Genomic DNA, 25055 nt, shown 5'->3' on the forward strand with positions numbered 1-25055 from the left:
GCGGCGTCGGTGACGGTGGCGGTCAGTTCAGCGCCGGCTTCCTGCTTCGGAGACAGCGTGATGCTGAACGTGCCGTCATCGGCAACAGAGCCGGTGCCCAGCAGATCGCCATCACCATTGGTGATTTCGACGGTCCCGCCGGCCTCGGCGCTACCATTGACGGTGCTGCCATTGGCGGTCTCGCCATCCGTCTCGCTCAGAACCGGCGCATCCGGTGCTGAAGTATCAACTGTCAGCGTGAACTCGCCAGACGCCGGGCTTTCGTTGCCGGCGGCATCGGTCGCGGTGACGCTGAAGACGTGATCGCCATCGGTGAGATCAGTGCTCGGGGTATAGCGCCAGGCACCATTGGCATCCGCCGTCACGCTATCAACGACTTCGCCGTTATGGGTGATGGTGACGCTGCTGCCGGCTTCGGCGCTGCCGGTCAGCGTCGGCGTCGCATCGTTGGTGCTGTCGCCGGAGGCGAGGGCACCGGTATTGGCTTCCACATCGTCGGTCGCGGAAGCGATGGTCGGCGTGTTCGGTGCGGTAACGTCAGCGTCTTCCGGCACCACCAGGGTGTCAGAGACTGCACTTTCATTGCCCGCGGCGTCAGTGACGGTGGCGGTCAGTTCAGCGCCGGCTTCCTGCTTCGGAGATAGCGTGATGCTGAAGGTGCCGTCATCGGCGACAGTACCGCTGCCCAGCAGATCGCCATCACCATTGGTGATTTCGACGGTGCCACCGGCCTCGGCGCTACCATTGACGGTGCTGCCATTGGCGGTCTCGCCATCGGTCTCGCTCAGAACCGGCGCATCTGGCGCGGTAGTGTCGATGGTGAGCGTGATCTCGCCAGACGCCGGGCTTTCGTTACCGGCAGCATCGGTCGCGGTGACGCTGAAAACGTGATCGCCATCGGTGAGCTCAGTGCTCGGGGTATAGCGCCAGGCGCCATTGGTATCCGCCGTCACGCTATCAACGACTTCGCCGTTGTGGGTGATGGTAACGGTGCTATTGGCCTCAGCGCTGCCGGTGAGGGTCGGCGTCGGATCATTGGTGCTGTCGCCGGAGGCGAGGGCGCCGGTATCGGCTGCCACATCGTCGGTCGCGGAAGTGATGGTCGGCGTGTTTGGCGCAGTCACGTCAGCGTCTTCCGGCACCACCAGGGCATCGGAGGCTGGGCTTTCGTTACCCGCAGCGTCAGTGACGGTAGCGGTCAGCTCAGCGCCGGCTTCCTGCTTCGGAGACAGGGTGATGCTGAACGTACCGTCATCGGCAACAGTGCCGCTGCCCAGCAGATCGCCATCACCATTGGTGATTTCGACGGTGCCGCCGGCCTCGGCGCTACCATTGACGGTGCTGCCATTGGCCGTCTCGCCATCGGTCTCGGACAGGATCGGGGCATCTGGCGCGGTGGTGTCGACGGTGAGTGTGAACTCGCCAGAGGCCGCACTCTCGTTGCCGGCGGCATCAGTCGCGGTGACGCTGAAGACGTGATCGCCATTGGTGAGATCAGTGCTCGGGGTATAGCTCCAGCTGCCATTGGCATCGGCTGTGACTGTCGCGATTTCCTCACCGTTATGGGTGATGGTGACGCTGCTGCCGGCTTCGGCGCTGCCGGTCAGCGTCGGCGCCGCATCATTGGTGCTGTCGCCGGAGGCGAGGGCACCGGTATCGGCTGGCACATCGTCGGTCGCGGAGGTGATGGTCGGCGTGTTCGGCGCGGTAACGTCAGCGTCCTCCGGCACATCGAGTGCCGCGGACGCTGCGCTTTCATTGCCGGCCGCATCGGTTGCAGTGGCTGTCAGTGTGCTGCCAGCTTCCTGCTCCGGTGAGAGCTCAACCGAGAAGCTGCCTTCTGCATCGACGACCGCTGTTCCCAGCACATCATCGTTGGCATTGGTGATCTCGACCGTGGTGCCCGCTTCACCGGTCCCGGCGACGGTGGTGCCATCGGTCTCGCTCAGAACCGGCGCATCCGGCGCGGTAGTGTCGACGGTGAGTGTGAACTCGGCAGACGCAGCGCTTTCGTTACCAGCAGCATCGGTTGCGGTGACGCTGAAGACATGCGCGCCATCGCCAAGCTCTGTGTTTGGAGTGAAGCTCCAGGCACCGTTGCTGACGGCGGTGGCGGTGCCGATCACATCACCATCGAGCGTGATAGTGACGGTGCTGCCGACTTCAGCAGTACCGCCCAGGGTCGGCGTGGTGTCATTGGTGCTGTCGCCATCCTCTAACGCACCAGTGATGGCTTCCACATCATCGGTCGCGGCGGCGATGGTCGGGGTGTTGGGTGCCGTGACATCGGCATCCTGCGGCACGGTGACTGCGGTGGAGGCTTCGCTCACGTTGCCGGCTTCATCGGTGGCGGTGGCGGTCAGTTCGGTGCCGGCTGCCTGCTTGGGAGACAGCTCGACCGAGAAGTTGCCATCCGCATCGGCAACGGCACTTCCCACGCTGTCGCCGGCGGCATTGGTGACCTCGATAGTGGCGCCGGGCTCACTGCTGCCGGTGAGAATGTTGCCATTGGTCTCGTCGAGGACAGGCGCCTCAGGCGCTGTCGTGTCTTCATCTGAGGAGGAGCTGTCATCGCCAGTGGCAGCGGCTACGCCGACACCGGCGGCCACGGCCACGCCGCCTGCCACGAGGCCAGCGGTGCTGATGCCAGCCCCCGCACCTGCGCCCGTTGCGGCTTCTGCACCCGCAGTGCCCGCACCCGCTGCTGCGGTAGTGAGAGCCGTCTCTGCCGTCGTCAAGGTCGCGGTACTGGTGAAGGGCACAGCGCCCCCTGCGCCAGCTTCACCCAGACCCACCTGAAAGAGCTCACCGGCGAACTCATCGCCTTGCAGATACAGGTGGCTGAGCTCGGTGGGGTCTGCGTAGAAGTTTTCGACCGTGATCAGTTCCCCGTTTTCGAGGGTGACAAGCAGGTTGTCTCCCTGGCGGGTCATCACCTCGATATCGCGAGGATGGAGGTCCAGACTGACATCCGATGATCTATTGAGGGCAATGGTGTCGACTTCACGCAGGACCGTTTCCTGTTCCGCGAGCTGACCGTGGGGAGCGACCTTGGCAGTTACCGGCATATCGTTATCCTCAATGGCACTTCTTGTGCATCCGCGACTTTCTATTAATTATCAATAATTAACACGTTATTATGACCTGGGTCAGTTTTCTAGTACTCAGGCGTCAATTCTCACCGTTAAAGCATAGTTTATTTGTGTTTCGGGCTTTCCTTAGGCGCCTCGGTTTCACTGCTCACTATGTCGACACCTCCTTGAGCCTTTGTTCTAAAGGAGATCGGGGAGTTGAGTGTCAAATTCAATAACGCCTGGGAGAGGCATTCGGATCATGCGCTGAGTATGATTTTTCTAATCGGCTACGAGACTAAAGGTCAAGTAGTGCTAACTGGTTAATTTAGCGGCAAAAAATGATTTTAATTTAAGGTATACTTATAAACTGTTGGCTATCGAGGGGTCATATACGTTGTTTAAACGCATGAAATATGTTTCGAGAATAGAAAAAGGCGCCACCCGCGAGGGTGGCGCCTTTGTCGTCCGTGGCGCGCCTTGTTTCAATCAGCGCTGAAGGGGGCGGGCATTCTCTCCGCCTTGCCACTCAAGGTAGGCGTCGATCTGTGCCTGGGAGGCTTCGATCGGCGTCTGCATGACAAACCAGGTAACGGGCTCAGAGCATGGCGGGGTGGTAAGCGAGCCGGAGTACTGCCAGCCGGCATGCTCGCGCGGCAGCAGCAGATTGGCAGACAGGCCGCTTGTCAGGGTCTCGGAGAGGCCGCGCTGGGGCAGGCGGCTCAACAGGCGGCTGAGAGCCAGGTTGTCATGCCCTTCCTCGACCAGTACGGCCAGCACGGCCAGCTTGCCTTCCGGCGTGCTGTGCACCAGATGGATTTCCATGGCGGCACGCTTGCCGTCGATGGCGTGCTCTGACGGCACATGCAGGTGCACCTGCGACAGGGTGTACTGGGTGCCATCCAGCGTCATGGTATTGCCGCTGGCCCCTTCGATCTGCAGGGTGTGGCCCGTATCGCGCGTGACGAGCAGCGGCGAATGGTAGTCGAGTTTCGGGCCCGCTTCATTCAGCGTGCGTGACTGGCTGTCGATATCGATCGGCGACTGCTGGCTGCCGGCCGAGCACTCGGCATAGCCCGGGGTGAGCTCTCCCCAATGCTCGGGGCCATTGGCTCCGGCGCTGGTGTCATCCGCGGATTCACTCGCATAGCTCCATTCAGTGACCGACGTGCCCGGCGCAGGCGACGTGGCAATGTCATCGGCGAGCGCCGGCAAGGATGACGACGTGGTGGCAAGCAGCACAGCCATGGCAAGTGGGCGTAACAGCGCGCGGGGCGACGAGGAAGAGGCTGGCATTGAGTTGTCCTTGCTCAAGAGTCCGTAACCGATCAGTGTCCTGAGCCGCCGTAGGCAGTCAGAACTCAGATGAATGAAGGCAGTCAGTGTGCCGGACTCAGGGGCGAGGTCAAGATGACGCTGGAGTGTCACTAGGGTGTCGCATTCCAGCGTCAGTTGTCGCGGCTGTTATCGCGGTAGTACTCACGACAGTGGTAAAGACAGTTGTAAAAACAGGTGTTAAGACAGGGAGAGGAGCGGTGTCAGCGCTCGAGCCACAGGCATTCCACACTGTCACCGTGGTTGAGCTGTGCGTGGGGCGGAATCACGGCCAGTGCCTGAGCACCGGCGCAGGAGGAGAGTACCGCCGAGTTCTGGTCCGGGAAGGCATGTGCCTCAAGCTGTCCATCACTGCCGGGCGCCAAGGTGACGCGCAGATGGTCCTGACGGATGGCAGTGCGGGCTGAGAAGGCCGCGCGTACCGTGAGACGTTTCAGCTCGCGCAATGCAGTGCAGTCGGTCATCTCGCCCAGTAACGGACGAAGGAACAACCAGCCACCGACCCAACTGGAGACCGGATTGCCCGGCAGGCCCACGACACGCACCGCGTCACCCCGGGGGCTGTTGATACGCCCCAGCGCCAGCGGTTTGCCCGGTTTGATGGCCAGGCGCCACAGATCCAGACTGCCGAGCGCCTCGATGGCGGGGCGGACGTGGTCTTCCTCGCCGACGCTGACCCCACCACAGGTGACGATCAGGTCAGCCTGTTGCGCCGCCGAAGCGAGAGCGTCACGGGTGGCCTCGAAGGTATCGGCCACATTGAGTGGCGCCAGCACCACGTCAGCCCCGAAGTCGCTGAGCATCTGGCTGAGCATCACGCGGTTGGAGTTGTAGATCTGGCCGGGCTTGAGCGGCTGGCCGGGCTCGATCAGTTCATCACCGGTCGCGAACAAGGCCACTCGTACCTTGCGGCGCACCATCACGTGACTTGCCCCTTGGCCACACAGAAGGCCCAGCGCGGCAGCGTCCAGTCGTGTGCCCGCCGAGAGCAATCGACTGCCCTTGCTGACATCCCGGCCTTGAACGCGAATGTTGTCGCCGCGGGTGCGAGGCCCGGGCAGCCAGGCCAGGGTGGTGCCATCTTCGCCTTCACGCAGTGTCACCTCTTCCTGCATGGCCACCACGTCGGCGCCGTCGGGGATTTCCGCCCCGGTGAACAGGCGCGCGCAACTCGCCACGGCCAGCGGCGTGGCAGGCTGACCTGCCGCGATACGCTGACTGATCGGCAGCCAGGCACCGTCACCGATGTCCGCCACCCGGGCGCAGTAACCATCCATCTGGGAGTTGTCGGCAGGCGGAACGTCAAGCTCGGCATGCACGTCCTCGGCAAGCACACGTCCTGCGGCGTCACTGACTGCCACGCGCTCGGCTGGCATCAGCGGACAGCTGTCACGGAGCGCTGCGAGTGCACTGGCCAGGGGCGCCAGCCCCTTGGCGCCGACAGGCACGGCGTCGCAGCTACACTCTGCCGCCGCGGAAGGCGACGGCTGGGAATGCGGGTCTTTACTGGCGTCAGTGGGCATGGGTTCCGCGCTCCGGAATCACCAGGTTGGCGAAGTTGCAGGGGCGGTGACGGCTGTCGAGCTGCTCCTTGAGGATGCCGTTCCAGGCCGTCTTGCAGGCGCCGGTGGAGCCGGGCAGACAGAACACCACGGTACGGTTGGCCAGCCCGCCCAGACAGCGGCTCTGGATCGTCGAGCTGCCGACTTCCTGGTGTGAAAGCTGACGGAAGAGTTCGCCGAAGCCCTGGATTTCCTTGTCGAGCAGCACGCGAATGGCTTCCGGCGTGGAGTCACGCCCGGTGAAGCCTGTGCCGCCCGTCGTCAGGATGACCTGCACGGCCGGGTCCGCGATCCACTCGCTGACCACGGCGCGCAGTTGATAGACGTCATCGGGCACGATGCGCTTTTCATGCAGGCTGTGGCCAGACGCCGTCAGGTTGTCGACCAGGGCATCGCCGGAGCGGTCATTCTCTGCGGTGCGTGTATCCGAGACGGTCAATACCGCGATGGTGAGGCCGATCTGTTCGTCATTGCCGCTCATGATCAGTCCTTCTTGCCTTGTTGACGTGCCTCGAGCGCTGCCAGCTGCTCAGGGGTCGCCTTGGCCTGGTGATGGGTCTTCCACTCGGAATAGGGCATGCCGTAGACATGCTTGCGCGCCGCGTCGTAATCGAAGCTCACGCCGCGCTCCTCGCCAGCGGCCATCAGCCACTTGGACAGGCAGTTGCGGCAGAAGTCGGCGAGGATCATCAGATCGATGTTCTGGACATCCTTGTTGTCATCCAGATGCTTGAGCAGACGACGGAACGCGGCCGCTTCCAGCTCGGTGCGGGTCTGTTCGTCCAGTTGGCTCAGGTCTTGTACGGCTTGAGGGGTCGGATCGCTCATCGAATTCTCCTGAGAAGGCGCAGCTAAGCGCCAGCCTTCATGCTGTCGGGGTGCCTGGTGGGCCCAGGCGGGATATCTGAAACTTTACGCAACTAATGCAGAGCTGTGAACCAGCGCTGCACGCCTGTGGTTTGGTCTGTGGTTTGGCAGACGGATTGGCAGGCGGGTTAGCCGGTGGAACGCTAGTGGGTGGCAGAGACTGTGCTGGCAAGCGAGAGAGCGGGCGCTGGCAAGCGAAAACGCCCGGCAGGCGAACCTGACCGGGCGTATCTTCACTCATCCTGCGGATGTCTGACGCCGCGCTAATTCGGACGTTGCTGACGTGCCAGGCTATCGTCAGGCGCCGTGGCGGGGTCTGCTGCCGGGTCCGTCGCTTCGGCCTGCTTGACCTCGTCGTACCACAGATTGTGGTGCTGCTTGGCCCAGGTCTCATCGACATAGCCGGTCTTCATGCCCTCGAAGGCACCCTCGGTACCAGCGGTGCCGATATAGATGTGGCCGAAGGACACCGCGATCAGCATCAGCGAGGCGATGCCGTGGAAGACATTGGCCCACTGCATGTTGTCACGCGTCTGGCCGAAGATCGGGAAGTCCAGCACCAGCCCGCTGGCAATCACTACCAGGCCGACCGTCGCCAGAATCCAGTACCAGGCCTTTTCCCCGCCATTGGCGAAGCCGGCGTCCGGATGCTTACCCTTCATCATGCCGCCACCCTGACGGAACCAGTCAAGGTCATGCTTTTTGGGAAGATTGAGCTTCAGCCACTTGGCCAGCACCAGGATCAGCATGATCGAGAACAGGGGCCCCACATAGTTGTGGATCACCTTGGTCGCCATGATCATGTTGGCCCAGAACACGTCCCCGAACACATTGCGGAACACGAACTTGCCCCACAGCAGGTTGATGCCGGTGATGGCCAGCGTCAGGAACAGCGTCGCCAGCGTCCAGTGCATGGCACGCTCCAGCGCCGTCCAGCGCAGCATCAGCTTGCCGCTGCGCGGGTGGTCCAGATTGTTGCGTCCCACCAGCAGGTAGAAGATCACCAGCACGGCCAGCATGCCACCCAGTGCGATCAGGCCACCCGGTGAGATCCAGCGATTGCGGATCTGACGCCAGGTCTCGCCGCTCTGGTTGATCAGGCTGTAGTTGGAGTCATGACGGCTGTCGATGGAGTTGCCCCCATCCTTGACCTGCCGCCAGGTATCGGCGTCCACCGTGCCGACCGCCTGACCGATCTCGCCGTCAGGGTTCGCGGCCAGTGCCTGAGGAGCCAGCCAGAGACTGGCCAGCATCAGGCACAGGAACATGGCGACCACGGTCAACCGTGAAGCTGTAAAGTGCGCGCGCATGTCGCCTCCTTACCCCTTGCGGGCTGCGTCGTAGGCCAGGTGGTCCGCCTGCTGAACGCTGCTGGTGGTCAGGTTGGCAGACGTCTCCGGGTGGCTGGCCTTGTCGACCGGCGACCAGGCGCCGTCTTCATGGCCACGGTAGACCACACGCTGACGGAAGATGTCGGAGACGGTCTCGGCATCGCCGGCCAGCAGGGCCTTGGTGGAGCACATCTCGGCGCACAGCGGCAGCTTGCCTTCGCTGATGCGGTTGGCACCGTACTTCTCGAACTCTTCTTCCGGGCTCTCGGCCGGGCCGCCGGCGCAGAAGGTGCACTTGTCCATCTTGCCGCGCTCGCCGAAGGCGCCTTGCTGCGGGAACTGCGGGGCGCCGAACGGGCAGGCGTACAGGCAGTAGCCGCAACCGATGCAGATGTCCTTGTCGTGCAGGACGATGCCGTCATCGGTCTTGTAGAAGCAGTCGGTGGGGCAGACCGCCATGCATGGCGCGTCATCGCAATGCATGCACGCCACCGAGATGGAAACTTCACTCGGCTTGCCGTCGTCCAGGGTCACCACGCGGCGACGCTGAACGCCCCATTCGGTCTCGTTGGCGTTCTTGCAGGCTGTCACGCAGCCATTGCACTCGATGCAGCGCTCTGCATCACACAAAAATTTCATCTGGGCCATGGTGCTTCTCCTTCACGGCCTGTCGCCGGGTTCCTCGGTCAACAGGCCGGATGATTCTGGTAACGGATACGTCCGATCGTGTCTTGCGCTGCGTCCGGGCCGCGTCACCGGGACGCGGCCGTCACTCGAGTCAGGCGAGGCTGACGCGGCACAAGGTGACCTTGGTTTCCTGCATCAGGGTCACGGGGTCGTAGCCGTAGGTGGTCGCGGTATTGGCCGATTCACCGAGCACATAGGGCACGGTGCCTTCCGGATAGCGGGACTCGAGGGATTCGCCCTCGTAATGCCCACCGAAGTGGAAGGGCATGAATACGACATCCGGGCCGACACGCTCGGTGACCATCGCCATCACCTTGACGCGGCCGCCCTCGGCGCCCTCGACCCACACCATGTCGCCGTCCTTGATGCCCTGGTCATTGGCCAGTGCCGGATTGATCTCGACGAACATCTCCTGCTGCAGCTCGGCCAGCCACGGAATGGAGCGTGTCTCTTCGCCACCCCCTTCGTATTCCACCAGGCGGCCCGAGGTCAGGGTGATCGGGTACTTGGCGCTGACGTCCTTCTCCTGGATGGAAGCGTAGAGCGTCGGCAGGCGATAGATGGACTCGGAATCCGGCCAGGTCGGGTAGTCCTTCACCAGGTCGCGACGCGCGGTGTACAGCGGCTCGCGGTGCTTGGGAATCGGGTCCGGGAAGGTCCACACCAGGGCGCGCGCCTTGGCGTTGCCATACGGCATGCAGCCATGCTTGATGCACACGCGCTGGATGCCGCCGGAGAGGTCGGTCTTCCAGTTCTTGCCTTCTGCCGCCTGCTTTTCCTCGGCCGTCAGATCATCCCACCAGCCCAGCTGCTTGAGCAGCTTGTCGGTGAATTCCGGATAGCCATCCTCGATCTCGGCGCCCTTGGACCAGGAGCCTTCAGCGAGGATGTTGGTGCCGTTGTGCTCCACGCCATAACGCGCGCGGAAGTTGCCGCCACCCTCGGCCACCGTCTTGGAGGTGTCATACAGGATGGGCGAGCCCGGGTGACCCATCTCCGGCGTGCCCCAGCACGGCCACGGCAGGCCGTAGAAGTCGCCGTTGGCCGGGCCGCCGCGCGCCTTGAGCGTCTCGAAGTCGAAGGTGTGCCAGTTCTGCTGGTGAGCCTTCAGGCGCTCAGGGCTCTGGGCGGTGTAACCCACCGTCCACATGCCGGCATTGAACTCGCGCGTGATGTCCTCGACGACGGGCACGCTGCCCTCGACCTTGATGTTGCGGAACAGCTCGTCGGCGAAGCCCAGCTTGCGAGACAGCAGGTACATGATCTCGTGGTCAGGCTTGGACTCGAACATCGGTTCGATGACCTGATCGCGCCACTGCAGGGAGCGGCTGGAGTTGGTCACGCTGCCGGTGGTCTCGAACTGGGTCGCGGCCGGCAGCAGGTAGACGCCGTCGGTACGGTCGTGCATGACGGCGGCGATGGTCGGGTAGGGGTCGACCACCACCATCATGTCCAGCTTGGCCATCGCCTTCTTCATCTCCGGCCCACGGGTCTGGGAGTTGACGGCATGGCCCCAGTAGAACATCGCCTTGAGCGCGGTGCGTTGGGAGATGCGGTCCGGGTTCTCGAGCACGCCATCGACCCAGCGCGAGACGGTGATGCCGTTGGTGTGCATCGGCTTGCCGTCGTGATATTCGGTCTGGTCGTAGCGGTTCTGGATCCACTCGAAGTCGACGTTCCAGACCTTGGACCAGTGCTTCCACGCGCCTTCTGAGAGGCCGTAATATCCCGGCAGGGAGTGGGACATCAGGCCCAGATCCGTGGCGCCCTGGACGTTGTCGTGGCCACGGAAGATGTTGGCGCCGCCACCGGACTTGCCGATGTTGCCCAGCGCCAGTTCCAGGATGCAGTAGGCGCGGGTGTTGTTGTTGCCGGTAGTGTGCTGGGTACCGCCCATGCACCACACGACGCTGCCCGGACGGTTCTGGGACAGGCGGCGTGCGACGTCGAGCATGTCGGCCTCGGCTACGCCGGTGATGCGCTCGACTTCCGCCGGCGGGAACTTGGCGACTTCGGCACGCACTTCATCCATGCCGTAGACACGCTGCTGGATGTAGGCTTCATCTTCCCAGCCGTTCTCGAAGATGTGCCACAGCAGGCCCCAGATGTAGGCGACATCGGTGCCCGGGCGCAGGCGCACGTATTTGTTGGCCTTGGCGGCGGTCCGCGTGAAGCGCGGATCGACGACGATGATCTCGGCGTTGGAGCGCTCCTTGGCCAGCAGGATGTGCTGCATGGCCACCGGGTGCGCTTCGGACGGGTTGGAACCGATGAACAGGATCGAACGACAGTTGTGCATGTCGTTGAAGGAGTTGGTCATCGCCCCGTAGCCCCAGGTATTCGCGACCCCGGCCACCGTGGTGGAGTGACAGATACGCGCCTGGTGATCGACGTTGTTGGTGCCGAACAGGGCCGCGAACTTGCGCATCAGGTAGGCCTGTTCATTGCTGAACTTTGCCGAGCCCAGCCAGTAGATGCTATCGGGGCCGTGCTCCTTGGTGAGCTCGAGCACCTTGTCGCCGACTTCCTCGATGGCCTGCTCCCAGGAGAGCTTCTTCCACTTGCCACCTTCGAGCTTCATCGGGTACTTGAGGCGACGGTCAGAGTGACCATGCTCACGCAGCGATGCGCCCTTGGCGCAGTGCGCGCCACGGTTGAAGGGGTGATCGAAGGCGGGTTCCTGCTTGGTCCAGACACCTTCCTGGACCTCGGCATAGACGCCGCAGCCCACGGAGCAGTGTGAGCAGATGGTGCGCTTCGTCTCGACCGGCGCATCAGACACTTCGGTCTTGGCTTCGGCGCGTTTCATCATCGGGGCGGCCATGAAGCTCGCGGCGGCAAGGCCGCCGGTGGCGACACCGCTGCGTTTCAGGAACTGGCGGCGGTTGATACCGAGTCCTGAGGTCTCTTTGGCAGAGGGGGTGGGGGTCAGTCGCATGACATCATCTCTCCTCGTCACCCGAATCATTGCCCGGGCCGCGTGAGCGGGTCAGGGGGCAATGTCGGGAGCGGCGGTCTTTCAGATCAGGAGCAGTCCTGATCCGTGCCGACTTGTCACTGTCGATGGCGGGCGGAAAGCTCTCCGCGCTGCCCGTTGTTCAGGCCGCTGGCCGCGCACATGGCGCAGGCTCAGGGCACTGTCTGTCTTGCATTCAGTCACGCAGCGTGGCGTAGAAGGCCTTGACGTGATCACTCTCGCGATAATTGTCAGTGCCCTTGTCCTTGACGGGGACCTCTGGCGCGGCCTGGTCCGGAATCACGGCACCGGCCAATGACCCTGCTGCGGCAACCCCTACGGTGCTGGCGCCCAATACGCGCAGGAATTTGCGGCGCCCCTGGCGCGCCTGGTTATGGCTGTCTTTTGCGTCATCAGTCTTCATGCTGATCTCCTGTCGGCAATGCTGCTGGGTGATGCGAGTTGGATAGCGTTGCAGTCTCGAATGTTGCTTCACGTCATGCGTGACATCATTGTCTTGCGTCGGGCGCCACACTGGCTGGCGTGACGAGCTGGACGGCCTCGGCCGTCACCTGCTTGCCAGAGTTGTTTTCGGTCGCCGGATGCAGCGGGATCGAGTCACCGAGGTTCAGGCGCTCTGCCCGCAGGAAGGCCTGCCCCAGGTAGCCGACGGCGGCATAGAAGGGGCTCTCGCGTCCCGCGAGGTCGGCGCAGCAGCGCTCGCCCCAGCTGGCCACATGGCGGCGGAAGAAATTGACCTGCTCGCCGGGCACCTCATCGATCAGCATGGCCATCACTTCGCACAGTGCGCCGAGATGATCCTCGGGCTCATGCACATCGCTCTGGCGTTCGAAGCCGAGCCGTTTCAGGTCCTGGCGCAGGGCGACCAGCGGCATTTCCATCAGCGAGCCGGTGAGGTACCAGCTGGCGTAGGGCACTACCTCGCCCTGCACCACGCCTACCAGGCTCTGGAAGAAGTCGTCTTCCAGCCGGCGCGAGTCGCTGACGCGGGCGGCCAATGACAGCGACGCCAGCGCGCGCGGCAGTTGCTGCTCGGCGGCCCCGGGCAGGCTGATGGCGTCATGGTCGAGTTCGGCCAGAAAGTCGATCAGCTCCGCATCCGGCGCCGCGCGCAACAGCCGCGCCAGCAGCCGGTAGAGGTCGGCGCGCAATGCCTGCTGTTCTTCACTATGGCTTATCAGAGAGTCGGCCGCAGTGGTGTCAGGTGCACGATCGTCAGTCCCACCTGCTGCAAAGTCGTCGGGAGTCGACGTGGGTGATGTCATTGGCTCAAACCTTGAGTTGGGCATCGGGATTACGTGCCATTTCGTGCCAGATGTCCTTGACGCGGCAGTCGCTGCACATCTTCAGGCGCAGTGCGCCATCGCCCTGGAAGTAGGCGTGCGAGGCCAGTTTGGTCTGCATCGCCGTGATGGTGGCGGTGGAGCCGAACGGCGTGCCACAGCTGATGCAGGGGAAGGGCACATCCTGCTTGATCAGCTGCGGTTCGCGGCGCATCTCGGGCTGCGGGGCAAAGCCAGGTGTCAGGGTGATGACCTGCTCCGGGCATGCCTGCTCGCAGAGGCCACACTGCACGCAGTCACCTTGAGTGAAGGATAGTGCAGGCGACTTGCGATTGGCCGAGAGGGCGCTGGTCGGGCAGACGGCAACGCAGCCCTGACACAGCGTGCAGTTGTCGCTATCGACGTTCACCACGCCGAAGGGCGCGCCTGTCGGCACGGCGATGCTGTCTTGCGCCAGGTCCGCGACCGACAGTGTCGCCAGGTGATCGAGCACCCGATTGAGGCGTTCGCGCTTGCCGGGGCTTGCCTGCGGCTGACCCAGCAGCCAGTCACGGGCGATCGGCTGACTGGGCTGCTGCTCTTCTTCGCTGTCCGCGCCCGGTGCCAGAGCGACACACAGCGGCGTGATCAGGGGCAGGGGGTCAGCCTCGTTGCTATCCATTTGTGGCAGGGCGGATGGCAGCGAGACGAAGCGAATGCGCGGCTCGCCACTGTCCGCATTGGCAAGTCCCATGCTGTCGAGCAGGGTCAGTGCCAGGCGCCGTTCGCTATCGAGCTGCTGGTGCTGGCCTGCGGGCAGGTCGTGGGGCAGTTCGACAATGACCTGCGTCGCGCCGAGTGCGAGAGCGGCCAGCCACTCGTCGTGCCCGGTGGCGGAGATTTCCTCGAGAGTGATATCGAGGCAGCGCTCCTGGTCGACACTCGCCAGGGCAGTCTGCGAGGCAGGGGATTGCTCCAGGCGATAGCGCAGCAGCGGGTAGAGGCCACCGCTATCCTGATAGCGCTCCAGCAGGCGCTGGATCTGCTCCATGCGCTGCTCGGCCGGGGGCTGGGTGAAGCTCAGCGCGCCGGTTGGGCAGGCGCTGACGCAGCTGGCTGCGCCATGGCACAGGTAAGGGTCGATCTCGATATGCGCATTGCGACGACCGGCCACCGAGAAGATGGCATCGGCGCTGCACGACGACAGGCAACGCGTACAGCCGATGTTGCCGGCACTGGAATGCGCGCAGGTATCGAGATTGACGGTCACGTAATTCGGTTTGTCGAAGTTGCCGATCAGGCCCGCGAACTGCATCGCCCAGGCGGTCAGCTGTGACAGTGATTGCTGGGAGGCTTCGGCATCGGCGACCAGCTGATCCAGCTCGGCGATGACGTCCGCAGCGGCTTGCAGATAGCCGGGCGGTGGCAGTTCCGCCTGGTTGAGCGGCTGGCTGGACAGGTCGGCGATCAGGTCGAAATGGGTCGCGCTGCCGGCACCTTGCGGCACCAGTGCGGCGGCCAGATTGACGCCATCACTGGCAAGGCTGAACTGGCCGAGGTGACCGCTCAGCGCGAGCATGTCACGCGGAGCACTGTGCGCAGGCAGCGACTCACTGGCGGCGAGATGCTGTTCATCCATCGTCACCAGCGCACTGTTGTCCTGCTCACTGATCAAGAGTGCCACCGGCAGCTGAGCGGTAGCCGGCAGGCGTGTCAGCAGACTCGCCAGTGCTCGCACTCGTGCTTCGCTGCCGATGATCACGGTGCGTCCCTGACTGTGATAACGGATGGGCGCGCTACCGGCATCCGTCGCCAACAGCGGCAGACTGGAGGCAGGCGTGCCACCCATGGCGGATGACAGGGCGCGTTGGCGTGCTTGTTGATTGAGGGCGCGTTGAGCGCTCTCGAGACTTGAGCTGAGCATCCTCATCCTTATTCGGTCGTGGCGGACCTTGCATGCAAGCTGCCGTCAGGTGGCAGGCGGATGATGAAGGTCCCGGTCGTCGCTGATTCTCGCGGTCAGGGCCGGGTCGGCGATCGACAGTCGTTCAGTGGGGGATTCATGACAGGCCAACCATCTTTGCATGCTGTTGATGACATTGCCGTTTTCACGCCCGGCGAGAAGAGGGGCGCGGTCAGGTCGCGCAGGCACTCATCACCGCAGTCGGTTGAGGTCAGTCATCATCTTCAAGGGTTGGCGTGTCATGCTGAATCTTGCATGTGCGTTGCAGTCAGTGCGCCTTGATGAGGCGCGTCAGAGTGACTCATGAGGCATCAGGATGACCTCGGTCAGACGTGTCCGGCTTACTCGTGGGTCATAATGACTCATGCTGGTTGTGCGGCGCGTCATCCTGACGCCCTGGCGTCCTGAACCTTGGCGTCCTGAGCCATGGCGCTGGAGGCGTTTGTGGGGCCAGCCCCGGGTCACGGCTTATGGCGGACGCCGCTGTCATCATCTGATACCGGAGCTGGCTCGCGCGAGTTTTCCGCAGGTATCGCTTGTGGGTCAGGCGACTCGAGTATCTCGTCGCTGGGCGTCGCGTGTGACTCGCCCACTGGCGCCTCACCGTCAGGCGCCTGCTCAGCGACCTGGTCGTCTGTCTCCAGCGTCGTATCCACCGCGGGTGTCTCGCTTGCCTCATCGAGCTTTTCCAGGCCTTCTTCGACCTTGCGGGTCCAGCTGCGCAGCGTGTCGGCGACACCTTCGGCGAGCGGGCGCATCTGGGAGAAGTCCTGGTCGTAGTCATCCAACCCATCGCGCACCGAGTGCTCGCCACCCATGAAGATGCGACGCAGCGCACGCTGGCGTAGCGCCGGGTCCACGCCGCTCTGCATGAAGGCGCTGATGTCGGCGTCTGGGGTCAGGGTGTCGGGGTCTGGCAGCTCGATGACGGGCACTTCAGCGTTGTCAGCGCCCGATGCCTGCTGATCGCTCTCGGTTGATGCCTGTTCTGCTGCCTGCTCTGCTGACAAGGAGGGGCTATCGCCGCCCAGGGCTTCGTGCTGCGAGACGCGCGCTGCAGGGGTGTCAGCGCTGTTGTCAGAGGCGACTCCCGCCTGTGGCGGCGGGAGGCTGTCGCCTTTGGTTCCCTCTGTGCTGTCCGGCTGTGCCAGTTGGTCTTCACGGCGGCTGTCGCCTTGCTTGCGGCGTGACCAGCGCGAGAACAGGCCTTCATTGGCCCGGCTTGCGTTATCGTCGTGCTGGCTCATGACGTGCTTTCCGTACCATCACCGGGCTGATGCGTCTTGTCGGGCGTCGCGGCGTGCTGCTCTGCCTGACTGGCGCGCCCGGCGCCCTTGCGTTTCTTCTTCTTGCCTTCGTCGAGTCGTTCGCCGTGACGCGCGAGGTAGGCTTCCAGCCACACCATCAAGGCCGGGGGCATCGGCACATCTAGTACCAGCTGGTCGCCATCCATCCAATGCGATGCTACCTCCTGACAGGCCGTCACCACGCGGGGCTGCATGCCGTCGGCTTCGCGCTCATCGCATTGGACGAACAGTCGCGGCTGCTCGCAGCGGAGGTTGTAGCGGTAATCGGTGCGCTCGGTGAGGTGAAGCTGCAGCGGCAGGATGCGGCGATGCGCTACTTCATCAGCGGCGGCAGGCTCCGCTACGTGCGATTCCGTCTCTGGCGTTGCAGAGGGCGAGAGGTCGGCAATCCGCCAGGTGTCGATGCTGAAACGCCCCAGCTTCTGCGTGGTGGGCGCCAGGGTGACGCTCAACCAGCGGGTATCGTCACTACGGGGAGGGATGGATTCAGACATGGCTTCCTTGTTCACTGCTGTACCCGCAAGCGGGTCTGAAAAGAATGCTGCGATGGTGCTAGTGTGCAAGATACATGCCGGCGAATGCGATATCAGGGTCACCGTCAGTCAGTGCGGGGACAGCTCTGCCATCAGACTGGTACTCTACGGCGATTCAGCGCAAGAATTGCCATTCCAACCGGCTCGATCAGGGAGACCCGAGTTCATGATGCCCTCTGCACGGCCAGCGATCAGTCGCGCCACACTACCCACCACGCTGGACATCGAAGTCATGGATGAACGCGGTGAGCGCCATCAGCAGTCCATTGCCGCCGAGCGCTCGCTGACCATCTATCTCAATCGGCGCGAGATCGTCACCTTGATGACCCTGGGTGCCGAACCTGAGGCGCTGGTGGCCGGTTATCTGCGCAATCAGGGCCTGCTGGGTGAGCTTGAGGACCTCGAAGCGCTGCAGGTGGACTGGGAGGTCGAGAGCGCCTCGGTGGTGACGCGTCATCTGCCTGAGGATATCGAGCAGCGCCTCGGCAAGCGCACCGTGACCACCGGCTGTGGGCAGGGCACGGTATTCGGCAATCTGCTGGAGCGCCAATCACTGGCTGCGCTGGACGCAGGCCCCTTCAGCCAAGCCTTGTTGTATCGCTTGCTGGAGGCGCTGGCGGCGCACAACGCGACCTATCGCAAGGCCGGTGCGGTGCACGGTTGCGCCCTGTGTCGGGATGATGAAGTGCTGGCGTTCATCGAGGATGTCGGCCGCCACAACGCCGTCGATACGCTGGCGGGGCTGAGCTGGTTGGCGCCTCTGAGTGATGATGCCAGTGATTATCAGGAGGCCAATATCTTCTACACCACCGGTCGTCTGACTTCCGAGATGGTGCTGAAAGTGGCTCAGGCGGGGATCTCGGTGCTGGTCTCACGCTCAGGTGTCACGCAGAAGGGGGTGGAGCTGGCGGAACGCTTTGGCGTGTTGTTGATCGCGCGCGCCAAGGGGCGCCACTTCCAGGCGGTGGACCCTGCCGGGCGGCTGGTGCTGGATGCCATCCCGCCGCTGCGTGCAGGTGACGCTCTCAAGTCATCGCGCCATGACGCGTCAGGCAAGCCATCTTCAGCAGACGGCGCAGCCGGACACGACAAGGGGGCGCAGTGATGAGTCGTCTTTCTTCGCCGCTGGGCGTCATACCCTCACAGGGCTTTTCCTCTGAACTCGGCGCACCTGCGGGTGGCTCTGTCGCTGAGTCTTCAGGCGAGGCCCTGAATGCGGCCACCGGTCGGCAGGCTCCGGTCCCCCACGACAACCCCTTTCTGACGGTGCAGGAAGTCGCGCGCCTGCTGCATCTCAACGAGAAGAAGATCTATCAGCTGGCCAGTGACGGCACCATGCCGGCGACCAAGGTGACCGGCAAGTGGTTGTTTCCGAGGCGCCTGGTGGAGCAATGGATTCTCGAGTCCAGCCATCATGGTGTACTGGCGGATCGTCTGATGATCACCGGCAGTGATGACCCGCTGCTGGCCGCGCTCTCCATGCGCCTCAATCAGCAGCATGCCGGTAGCGCCTTCTATGGCATGAGCGTCACCGGCACGCGTCTGGGGCTTGATCTGCTCAGCCAGGGGCGTGCTGATGTCTGCGCCATTCACTGGGGGCGCGCGGAGGAGGCGGCGCTGCGTCATCCGGCGCTGATTCGCGGCCACGATGGCTATCGTCAGTGGGTGATGGTGCGGCTTGCGCGTCGTACCCAGGGGTTGATCATCCGCAATGATGATCGTCATCTGTCCATCGACCCCAGCGGCCTGTTCGGTTCGCAGCGGCGTTGGGCGGTGCGACAGGAGGGGGCCGGTTCGCAGCGCTTCCTGCAGGAGTGGCTGTCCGGCCATCAGATGCGTGCCGAGCAGCTCAACACCCTGGCGATCGCCTATTCCGAGCGGGAAGTGGCCTCGATGGTGGCGCGGGGCGAGGTGGACGTCGGCCCCGGCACGCTGTCGGCCGCCAATGAGTTCGGCCTCGGCTTCGTGCCGGTGTGTGAAGAGGCCTTCGATTTGGTGGTACCGCGCAATGTCTACTTTCGCGATCTCTTCCAGGGATTGCTGGACTATCTGGCCACACCAAATGGCATTCAGCTGGCGCAATCCCTCGGCGGCTATGATCTGCGCGAATGCGGTCAGTTGATCTGGCGCGGCGATGCCGCACAGCACGATTGAGGCGCTCGGTATCGAGACGCTCGATAAACTGAACGCCCAGCGAGTGCTGGTGGTCAGGACTCGGCAGAAGCCATAAGTGCGACATCCAAAAAAATCGCCCATTAGCGCATGGCTAGTGGGCGATTTTTTTATTTCGGGCTGACGGCGAGCATGGTAAAGCAAGTCATTGTTTCGAATGGACCGGCCAGGTGGCGCTCGCGAGAAGGCTATCTTTGCGGTTTAGCTTCCTGCCAGCGCGCTCTACGTGGTCCAACTCGGCTCAGCTCACTTCAACACAGCCCAGCTCGCTTCAACACAGCTCGGCTCACTTCAAATCAGCTCAGCTCGGATCCGAATCATTGCGAGTGCACACCGACAGCACGATGGCATCTTCTTCGCTGGTAGAAACCAGGGCATGACCCATGTCGGAGTCGAAATAGATGCTGTCGCCATCGCCCAGCGGCAAGGGTTCATAGAATTCCGAATAGAGCAGAATGCTGCCCGCCAAGACCATCAGGAACTCCTCGCCGTCGTGACGCACCCAGTCGGGGAAGTCATCGAAGCTGCGCGCGCGCACGCGAGTCTTGAAGGGAATCATGCGTTTCTGCGCCAGCTGCCAGGACAGCAGCTCGTGCTCGTAGGTCGGTGTCGGGTGTGACTTGCCATCACCGACGCGCGTCAGGTCGCGACGCCCGAGAGTGCCACTCTGGCGCTTGGGCGGGCTCAGCAGCTGCGGCAGGTCGATGTTCAGACCATGAATCAGCTTCTGGACCGCCGTGAAGGTCGGCGAGATCTGCTCGTTCTCGATCTTGGACAATGTCGAGCGTGCCAGCCCCGTGCGCTGGCTGACATCTTCCAGCGTCCAATGATGGGAGAGGCGGATCTGCTTCACGCGTTCGCCAAGCTTCAGGGGCTCAACGAAGGGTTTGCGACCGGAGGCGATCCGGACGGCGGCGTCCTTGTCTGTCGGTGTGCTCATGAGAGTGGCTTCGCTATGGGCGTGATATTGGCGGCGTACGACATCGGGTGTCGCAGCGCTGTCAGCTGGCGATAAAGTTTACTATCGGAAACTTTATCGCCAGCTTATCACAGCATGGCAAGCGCGCATCATCCCGACACGTAGCCAACATGGCTGTCCGCGACATGGCTGTCTGTGACATGGATGTTCGCGACACCGAAGGCTCGCTGGTGCTCCCATGACGCAGCGACAGGTTTCCTGGCTGCGGGAAACCTGTCGTGAGGTGTGGTGCGCGCCAGGGGGCGGCCACCGGTGCGGGGGATGCCCAGCGCTAGAACAGCCGGGCACTAGAGCAGCCAGACGCTAGAACAGCGGGTGATCACGCTCATCCTCGGCGGGCTTGGCAAGCGGCGGCTGGACGCCGTCTGGCGTGCCAGAGACGGAGCGGGGTGAGAGGGCATCCACGGGGGGAGGCGCGAGATCGAGCTGGTCTGGTTCAGGTTTCTTTGACTCGGGCCGCTCTGACGTGGGTGGCTCTGACGTGGGTGGCTCTGAAGGGAGCTGGCCTGATGCGAGCTGGCCTGAAGGGTGCTGGCTGCCGGCACGCGCATCGAGGCCATCCTGCATCGGCAAGCCCGCCAGCGCCTTGAGATGCGCCTCGGTGCTGCGCCCCAGCGCCTCCAGGCAATACCCGCCCTCCAGCACGGAGACGATACGCCCGTGGCAGTGACGCCGCGCGACATCCATCGCCAGCAGGGTGACCCAGTAATAGTCGTCATCTTCCAGGCACAGTTCCGCCATCGGGTCTTCACGATGCGCGTCAAAGCCTGCCGAGATCAAAATCAACTCCGGCTTGAAGTCATCAAGCTTCTTCAGCCATTGGGCTTCAATGGCGCGCCGGAAGGCCAGTGAGCCGCTGCCTTCGCTCAGGGGCGTGTTGTGGATGTGCTCCCAGCGGCTCTCCAGGTAGCGCCACGGGTACATGGCGTCCTGAAAGGAGGAGCACACCAGGGTATCGGGATCATGCTTGAAGATATCGACGGTGCCGTTGCCCTGGTGCACATCGAAATCGAGGATCGCGATGCGCTTCACGCCGTAATGCTGGCGGGCGTGCAGGGCGCCCACCGCCACGTTGTTGTAGAAGCAGAAACCCATCGCATCGGCGCGTTCGGCATGGTGGCCCGGTGGGCGCACGGCGCAGAAGACGTTGTCGGCCTGATCGCGCATCACCTGGTCGACCCCGCGTACCACCGCGCCGGCGGCCAGTCGCGCCGCGACCAGGCTATCGGCACACATCACGGTGTCTTCGTTGATGGTCAACAGCTGCCCGGCCTGGGGCGGACATTTCTCCAGCGACTGCAGGTGGCGCATGGGGTGCACGCGCGCCAGCTGCTCAAGCGTTGCCGCTCGCGCACTGTATTGCTGGACATGCTGAATCACGCCGCTCAGCGCCAGCTGACGTTCGATGGCCTGCAGACGCAGTGGGCTCTCGGGATGGGTGGGGCCCATGAAATGCTGACCGCAGTCGCGATGGGATATGTAGGAGGTGATCATCGGCATGCCTGCGTGAGTGTGCGGGTCATAATGGTCTGCACCATGACGTAACAGTAAGAGTCGTCAATGGCATGAGCCAGTCGCCGATGGTCTACCTTGTTTCACGCATGAAGGGCGCGAGGATGGCTGTTCAGACCTGCGCTTTCGCGGCATGCTGCTCATATCGCGCTGACGAGGCGCAACCGCTGACAGGACAAGCCTATGGGAACGCGATTTCTGCGCAATTTCTTCGAGCCCGCCAGTATCGTGGTGATCGGCGCCTCGGAAAAGCCGCATTCACTGGGCGGGCAGGTACTGCGCAATCTGCTTGAAGGGGGCTTCAAGGGCGCCCTGACGGTGGTCAACCCCAAGGGATATGAGACGGTGCATGGCGTGGCGTGCGTCAAGCGGGTCAGTGAGCTGGAGCAGGTGCCGGACCTGGCCATTCTGTGCTCACCGCCGGATACCTTGCCGCGGGTGGTCGAGAAGCTGGGCCGGCGCGGCGTCAAGGCGGCGCTGCTGATTTCGGGAGGTGTCGCGCCGACGCCGGTCAGCTCGCTGGCCCGCGTCACCGGCAAGGGGCTTGAGATGCTGTCACGCCGCGACGGGCTGAACTTCTCTGCCCCGCGTCTGCCGGGCATTCACAGGTCCACTACGGGCAAGCCAGGCCCCGAACCCTCCGTCACCGACTCGTCGCCTTTGGATGAGGCCGGTGAGCCTTCTGTGCCGAGCGCCGAGCGCTACCCGCGGATCGCCGACAGCACGGACGACATACTGGATGCCTCGCAGGCACGAGAGCCGGGTGTCGAAGTCCCCCGTATCCACCGTGATCAGGAAAGCCTCAACAGTCGGTTGCTCAAGGCCGCCCGTGGCAGTGGGATTCGCCTGCTCGGGCCGGAATGCATGGGCATCTGCGTGCCCAACCGCCACCTGAATGCCTCCTTCAGTGGGCAGCCAGTGGCCAAGGGCAAGGTCGCCTATCTCGGCCAGTCGGGAATGCTGGGCAATGCGATGATTGACTGGGCGGCGGGGCGCGGCATCGGCTTCTCGCATCTGGTGACCCTGGGCGACAGCGTCGATGTGATGCTGCCCGATCTGATCGACTACCTGAACCAGTACGGGCCGTCGCAGGCCTTGCTGTTGCACCTGGAGCGCATTCACGACCCGATGCACTTCATGACCGCGCTGCGCGAGGCGTCCCGCAATCGGCTGGTGCTGGCGATCAAGAGCGGTCGTACCCCAGAAGCCGATCTGTTCGGCACACACGTCACGCGTGGCGTGCCCAATCGCGACCGGATCGTCGATGTTGCCCTCGCGCGTGCCGGGGTGGTGCGCGTCAATGACAGCGAAGACATGTTCGATGCGCTGGAGACGCTCAATCGCATGAAGCCGTTGCGCGGGGATCGACTGGCGATCGTCTCCAATGGGTTGGGCCCGGCCTTGCTGGCCATCGACAAGCTGATGGCGGGCGGCGGCAAGCTGGCCGAGCTGAGCGAGGAGAGCCGCCAGGCGCTGCTCAAGGCCGAGCTGGACGTCAGCCTGCCGGGGCGCAATCCGGTGGATCTGGGCGGCAATGCCACGCCGGAAGATTTCCTGGCCGCGGTCAACATCGTGGCCAATGACCGTGGCGTGGACGCCGTGCTGGTCGTGCATGCGCCGACACGCCTTGCTCCCTCACGGGCAACGGCCGAGGCGCTGGTGGCCCATCGCAAGCAATTCCGACGCAACCTGCTGACCAGCTGGATGGGGCTTGAACAGGCACTGTCGGCCCGCCATGAATGCCATCTGGCCGGCATTCCGACCTATCTGTCGCCGGAGAAGGGCGTCAAGGCCTTCCTGCAGATGGTCGATTACCACCGTGTGCAGACACTGTTGCAGCAGACGCCGCCGAGCTTGGCCTTCTCGACCAGCGCCGAGATCCGCGCCCGCGCCCATGACCTGGTGCACAGCGCGCGGCGTGCCGGCCGTGAATGGTTGACCCACTCGGAGACGGCGCAGGTGCTCGATACCTACGGCATCGCCACCGCGCCTAGCCGCTATGTGCTCGACGCCGCCGAAGGCGCGCGTGCCATCGTCGAGTTGCAGCGTTCTGCCACGGATGACGACAAGCCGTCTCGCCAGGGCCCCTATGCGCTGCGCGTGGTGCATGAACACAACAGCCAGCCGTTCCGCTATCGCCGCTACCCACAGCGGCTGTCTTCCGGCGTGGTGCAGGACCTTTCCGGTCCGGAGGATATCGCGCTGGCGATTCGCCGCATCACCCAGAAGGTGGCGGAGGGCGATGCCGAGCGCGGCCGCAGTGACCACGAGCGCACGCGTATTCATGAGTTCTGTCTGCAGCCGATGCAGCGTGGCAAACACTCGCTGCAGTTGAGCGCAGGCATCACGCGCGATGACGAATTCGGCCCGGTGATCGTGTTCGGCATCGGCGGTTACAAGGTCAATGTGCTGGCGGACCGTCAGGTCGCCTTGCCACCTCTCAACATGACCCTGGCGCGTGAGCTGATCTCGCGCAGCCATGCCTCCCGCCTGATCGCCGAGCACTCGCCGGACCCGGAGCGCGATTTCGAGCGCGTCAGCACGCTGTTGATCAAGCTCTCACAGTTGGCATCGGATTTGCCTGACATAAGAGGGTTGGAAATCAATCCGTTGTTGCTCAACCGCGAGGAGGCCGTGGCAGTGGACTTCGCGCTGGATCTCGGCAAACCGGCTCGTTTCGCGATCATGCCGTATCCGGAGGAGCTGCGTGAATGGGTGTCGCTGGACAATGGCATGCACGTCGAGGTGCGCCCGATACGAGGCGAGGATGCGCCCTTGATCACGGCCTTCCATGCGCGGCTCTCCGAGGAGAGCATTCGTTTCCGCTACTTCCACCACAAGGCGGCGCTGACGCAGCGAGACCTCGCGTTGCTCGCCCAGATCAATTACGACCGCCAGATGGCCTTCATCGCCGAGCGTGAAGTGGAAGCCCAGCCAGGTGAGTCGCCGCAGCGCGAGATGCTGGGGGTGGTGCGGGTATGGAATGACCCGGACAACATTCGCACTGAATTCTCCGTCATCATCCGGGATGACATGCAAGGCGAGGGGATCGGTAGTCTGTTGATGGAGAAGATGCTGCGCTATTGCCGCTCGCTGGGCACGTTGGAGATGGTCGGCAAGATCATGATCGACAATCACCCGATGCGCGCCCTGATGAAGCACCTTGGCTTCACCTGTCGCTACAACATGGAGGAGCAGGTCATCGATGCCAGCATCCGTCTCAACGAGCCGGTCAGTGATTGGCAGCGCCTGAGGCTGGAAGCCAAGGCCTGATGCGCCTTGTTGGTGCATGGGCTTGTGCAAGGGCCTATTGATAGGCGCATGCGTAGGCTTGCCAGGCGGTTCTCGGCAACACGCAATGCGTCCGGGGATGGAGAGCAATAGACCAATAACAACATGCAATGTCGTGATTCAGGGAGGTATCAGCAAGAGGCGTCAAGGGCATACCACCTTGGTCGTATAAACGTCTGTTCGTGTTTGAGCGCTTATCAATAAAA

The 25055-nt window shown here is 63.3% G+C and carries 17 protein-coding genes and 1 pseudogene; 3 read left to right on the top strand and 15 right to left on the bottom strand.

All coding sequences use genetic code 11. The features are described from left to right. The 13 genes from QD356_RS16930 to QD356_RS16990 form a co-directional block, all read right to left on the bottom strand. The coding region (locus tag QD356_RS16930) for an Ig-like domain-containing protein (RefSeq protein WP_279878400.1) at positions 1-3068 on the bottom strand (3068 nt) is incomplete at its 3' end. Between the two features lie 492 nt (positions 3069-3560). Beyond that, positions 3561-4367 carry a carbonic anhydrase family protein gene (locus QD356_RS16935; RefSeq protein ID WP_192838745.1) on the bottom strand — a complete coding sequence of 269 codons (807 nt, stop codon included), beginning with the start codon at positions 4365-4367 and terminating at the stop codon, positions 3561-3563. Positions 4368-4609: 242 nt separating this feature from the next. After that, a complete protein-coding gene (gene glp / locus QD356_RS16940; protein ID WP_192838746.1) occupies positions 4610-5929 on the bottom strand; it encodes a gephyrin-like molybdotransferase Glp in 1320 nt (439 codons plus the stop codon). Next, positions 5919-6449, bottom strand: a complete 531-nt coding sequence (gene moaB / locus QD356_RS16945; protein WP_192838747.1) for a molybdenum cofactor biosynthesis protein B — start codon at positions 6447-6449, stop codon at positions 5919-5921. The genes glp and moaB overlap by 11 nt, the downstream gene beginning before the upstream one ends. Before the next feature lie 2 nt (positions 6450-6451). After that, entirely contained in the window at positions 6452-6796 is a 345-nt protein-coding gene (locus tag QD356_RS16950) for a DUF1244 domain-containing protein (RefSeq protein ID WP_192838748.1), read from the bottom strand. A 302-nt stretch (positions 6797-7098) separates the two neighbouring features. Continuing rightward, positions 7099-8103: a formate dehydrogenase subunit gamma gene (locus tag QD356_RS16955; protein ID WP_225996579.1), complete on the bottom strand. Its 1005-nt coding sequence runs from the start codon at positions 8101-8103 to the stop codon at positions 7099-7101. Positions 8104-8154: 51 nt separating this feature from the next. Beyond that, on the bottom strand, positions 8155-8814 hold the full coding sequence (gene fdh3B / locus QD356_RS16960) for a formate dehydrogenase FDH3 subunit beta (RefSeq protein WP_043333544.1): 660 nt from the start codon (positions 8812-8814) through the stop codon (positions 8155-8157). 130 nt (positions 8815-8944) lie between these two features. Continuing rightward, entirely contained in the window at positions 8945-11791 is a 2847-nt protein-coding gene (locus QD356_RS16965; RefSeq protein ID WP_082388779.1) for a molybdopterin-dependent oxidoreductase, read from the bottom strand. A gap of 214 nt (positions 11792-12005) precedes the next feature. Continuing rightward, a complete protein-coding gene (locus tag QD356_RS16970) occupies positions 12006-12233 on the bottom strand; it encodes a twin-arginine translocation pathway signal (protein ID WP_192838750.1) in 228 nt (75 codons plus the stop codon). A gap of 85 nt (positions 12234-12318) precedes the next feature. Beyond that, positions 12319-13095, bottom strand: coding sequence for a molecular chaperone TorD family protein (locus tag QD356_RS16975; RefSeq protein ID WP_192838751.1), 777 nt, complete (start codon positions 13093-13095; stop codon positions 12319-12321). 4 nt (positions 13096-13099) lie between these two features. Then, positions 13100-15016: a 4Fe-4S dicluster domain-containing protein gene (locus tag QD356_RS16980; protein WP_192838752.1), complete on the bottom strand. Its 1917-nt coding sequence runs from the start codon at positions 15014-15016 to the stop codon at positions 13100-13102. A 500-nt stretch (positions 15017-15516) separates the two neighbouring features. After that, on the bottom strand, positions 15517-16302 hold the full coding sequence (locus tag QD356_RS16985) for a DUF3306 domain-containing protein (RefSeq protein WP_192838753.1): 786 nt from the start codon (positions 16300-16302) through the stop codon (positions 15517-15519). Next, positions 16299-16856 carry a DUF3305 domain-containing protein gene (locus QD356_RS16990; protein WP_192838754.1) on the bottom strand — a complete coding sequence of 186 codons (558 nt, stop codon included), beginning with the start codon at positions 16854-16856 and terminating at the stop codon, positions 16299-16301. The genes QD356_RS16985 and QD356_RS16990 overlap by 4 nt, the downstream gene beginning before the upstream one ends. Before the next feature lie 208 nt (positions 16857-17064). On the opposite strand from QD356_RS16990, the gene QD356_RS16995 reads away from it, so the two are divergent. Together QD356_RS16995 and QD356_RS17000 are read left to right on the top strand one after the other, a co-directional pair. Beyond that, positions 17065-18000 carry a formate dehydrogenase accessory sulfurtransferase FdhD gene (locus QD356_RS16995; RefSeq protein WP_192838954.1) on the top strand — a complete coding sequence of 312 codons (936 nt, stop codon included), beginning with the start codon at positions 17065-17067 and terminating at the stop codon, positions 17998-18000. Then, positions 18000-19049, top strand: coding sequence for a helix-turn-helix transcriptional regulator (locus tag QD356_RS17000; RefSeq protein ID WP_192838755.1), 1050 nt, complete (start codon positions 18000-18002; stop codon positions 19047-19049). The genes QD356_RS16995 and QD356_RS17000 overlap by 1 nt, the downstream gene beginning before the upstream one ends. 319 nt (positions 19050-19368) lie before the next feature. On the opposite strand, the gene QD356_RS17005 is transcribed toward QD356_RS17000, so the two are convergent. Together QD356_RS17005 and QD356_RS17010 are read right to left on the bottom strand one after the other, a co-directional pair. Next, positions 19369-20007: an XRE family transcriptional regulator gene (locus QD356_RS17005; RefSeq protein ID WP_043333550.1), complete on the bottom strand. Its 639-nt coding sequence runs from the start codon at positions 20005-20007 to the stop codon at positions 19369-19371. Positions 20008-20613: 606 nt separating this feature from the next. Next, positions 20614-21540: pseudogene (locus tag QD356_RS17010) on the bottom strand (histone deacetylase family protein); the annotation flags it as partial. Positions 21541-21741: 201 nt separating this feature from the next. Between QD356_RS17010 and QD356_RS17015 the strand changes: the two are divergent. Next, a complete protein-coding gene (locus tag QD356_RS17015; protein WP_225996555.1) occupies positions 21742-24831 on the top strand; it encodes a bifunctional acetate--CoA ligase family protein/GNAT family N-acetyltransferase in 3090 nt (1029 codons plus the stop codon). Positions 24832-25055: the final 224 nt, after the last annotated feature.

This window comes from Cobetia sp. 2AS (assembly GCF_029846355.1).
GTDB lineage: Bacteria > Pseudomonadota > Gammaproteobacteria > Pseudomonadales > Halomonadaceae > Cobetia > Cobetia amphilecti.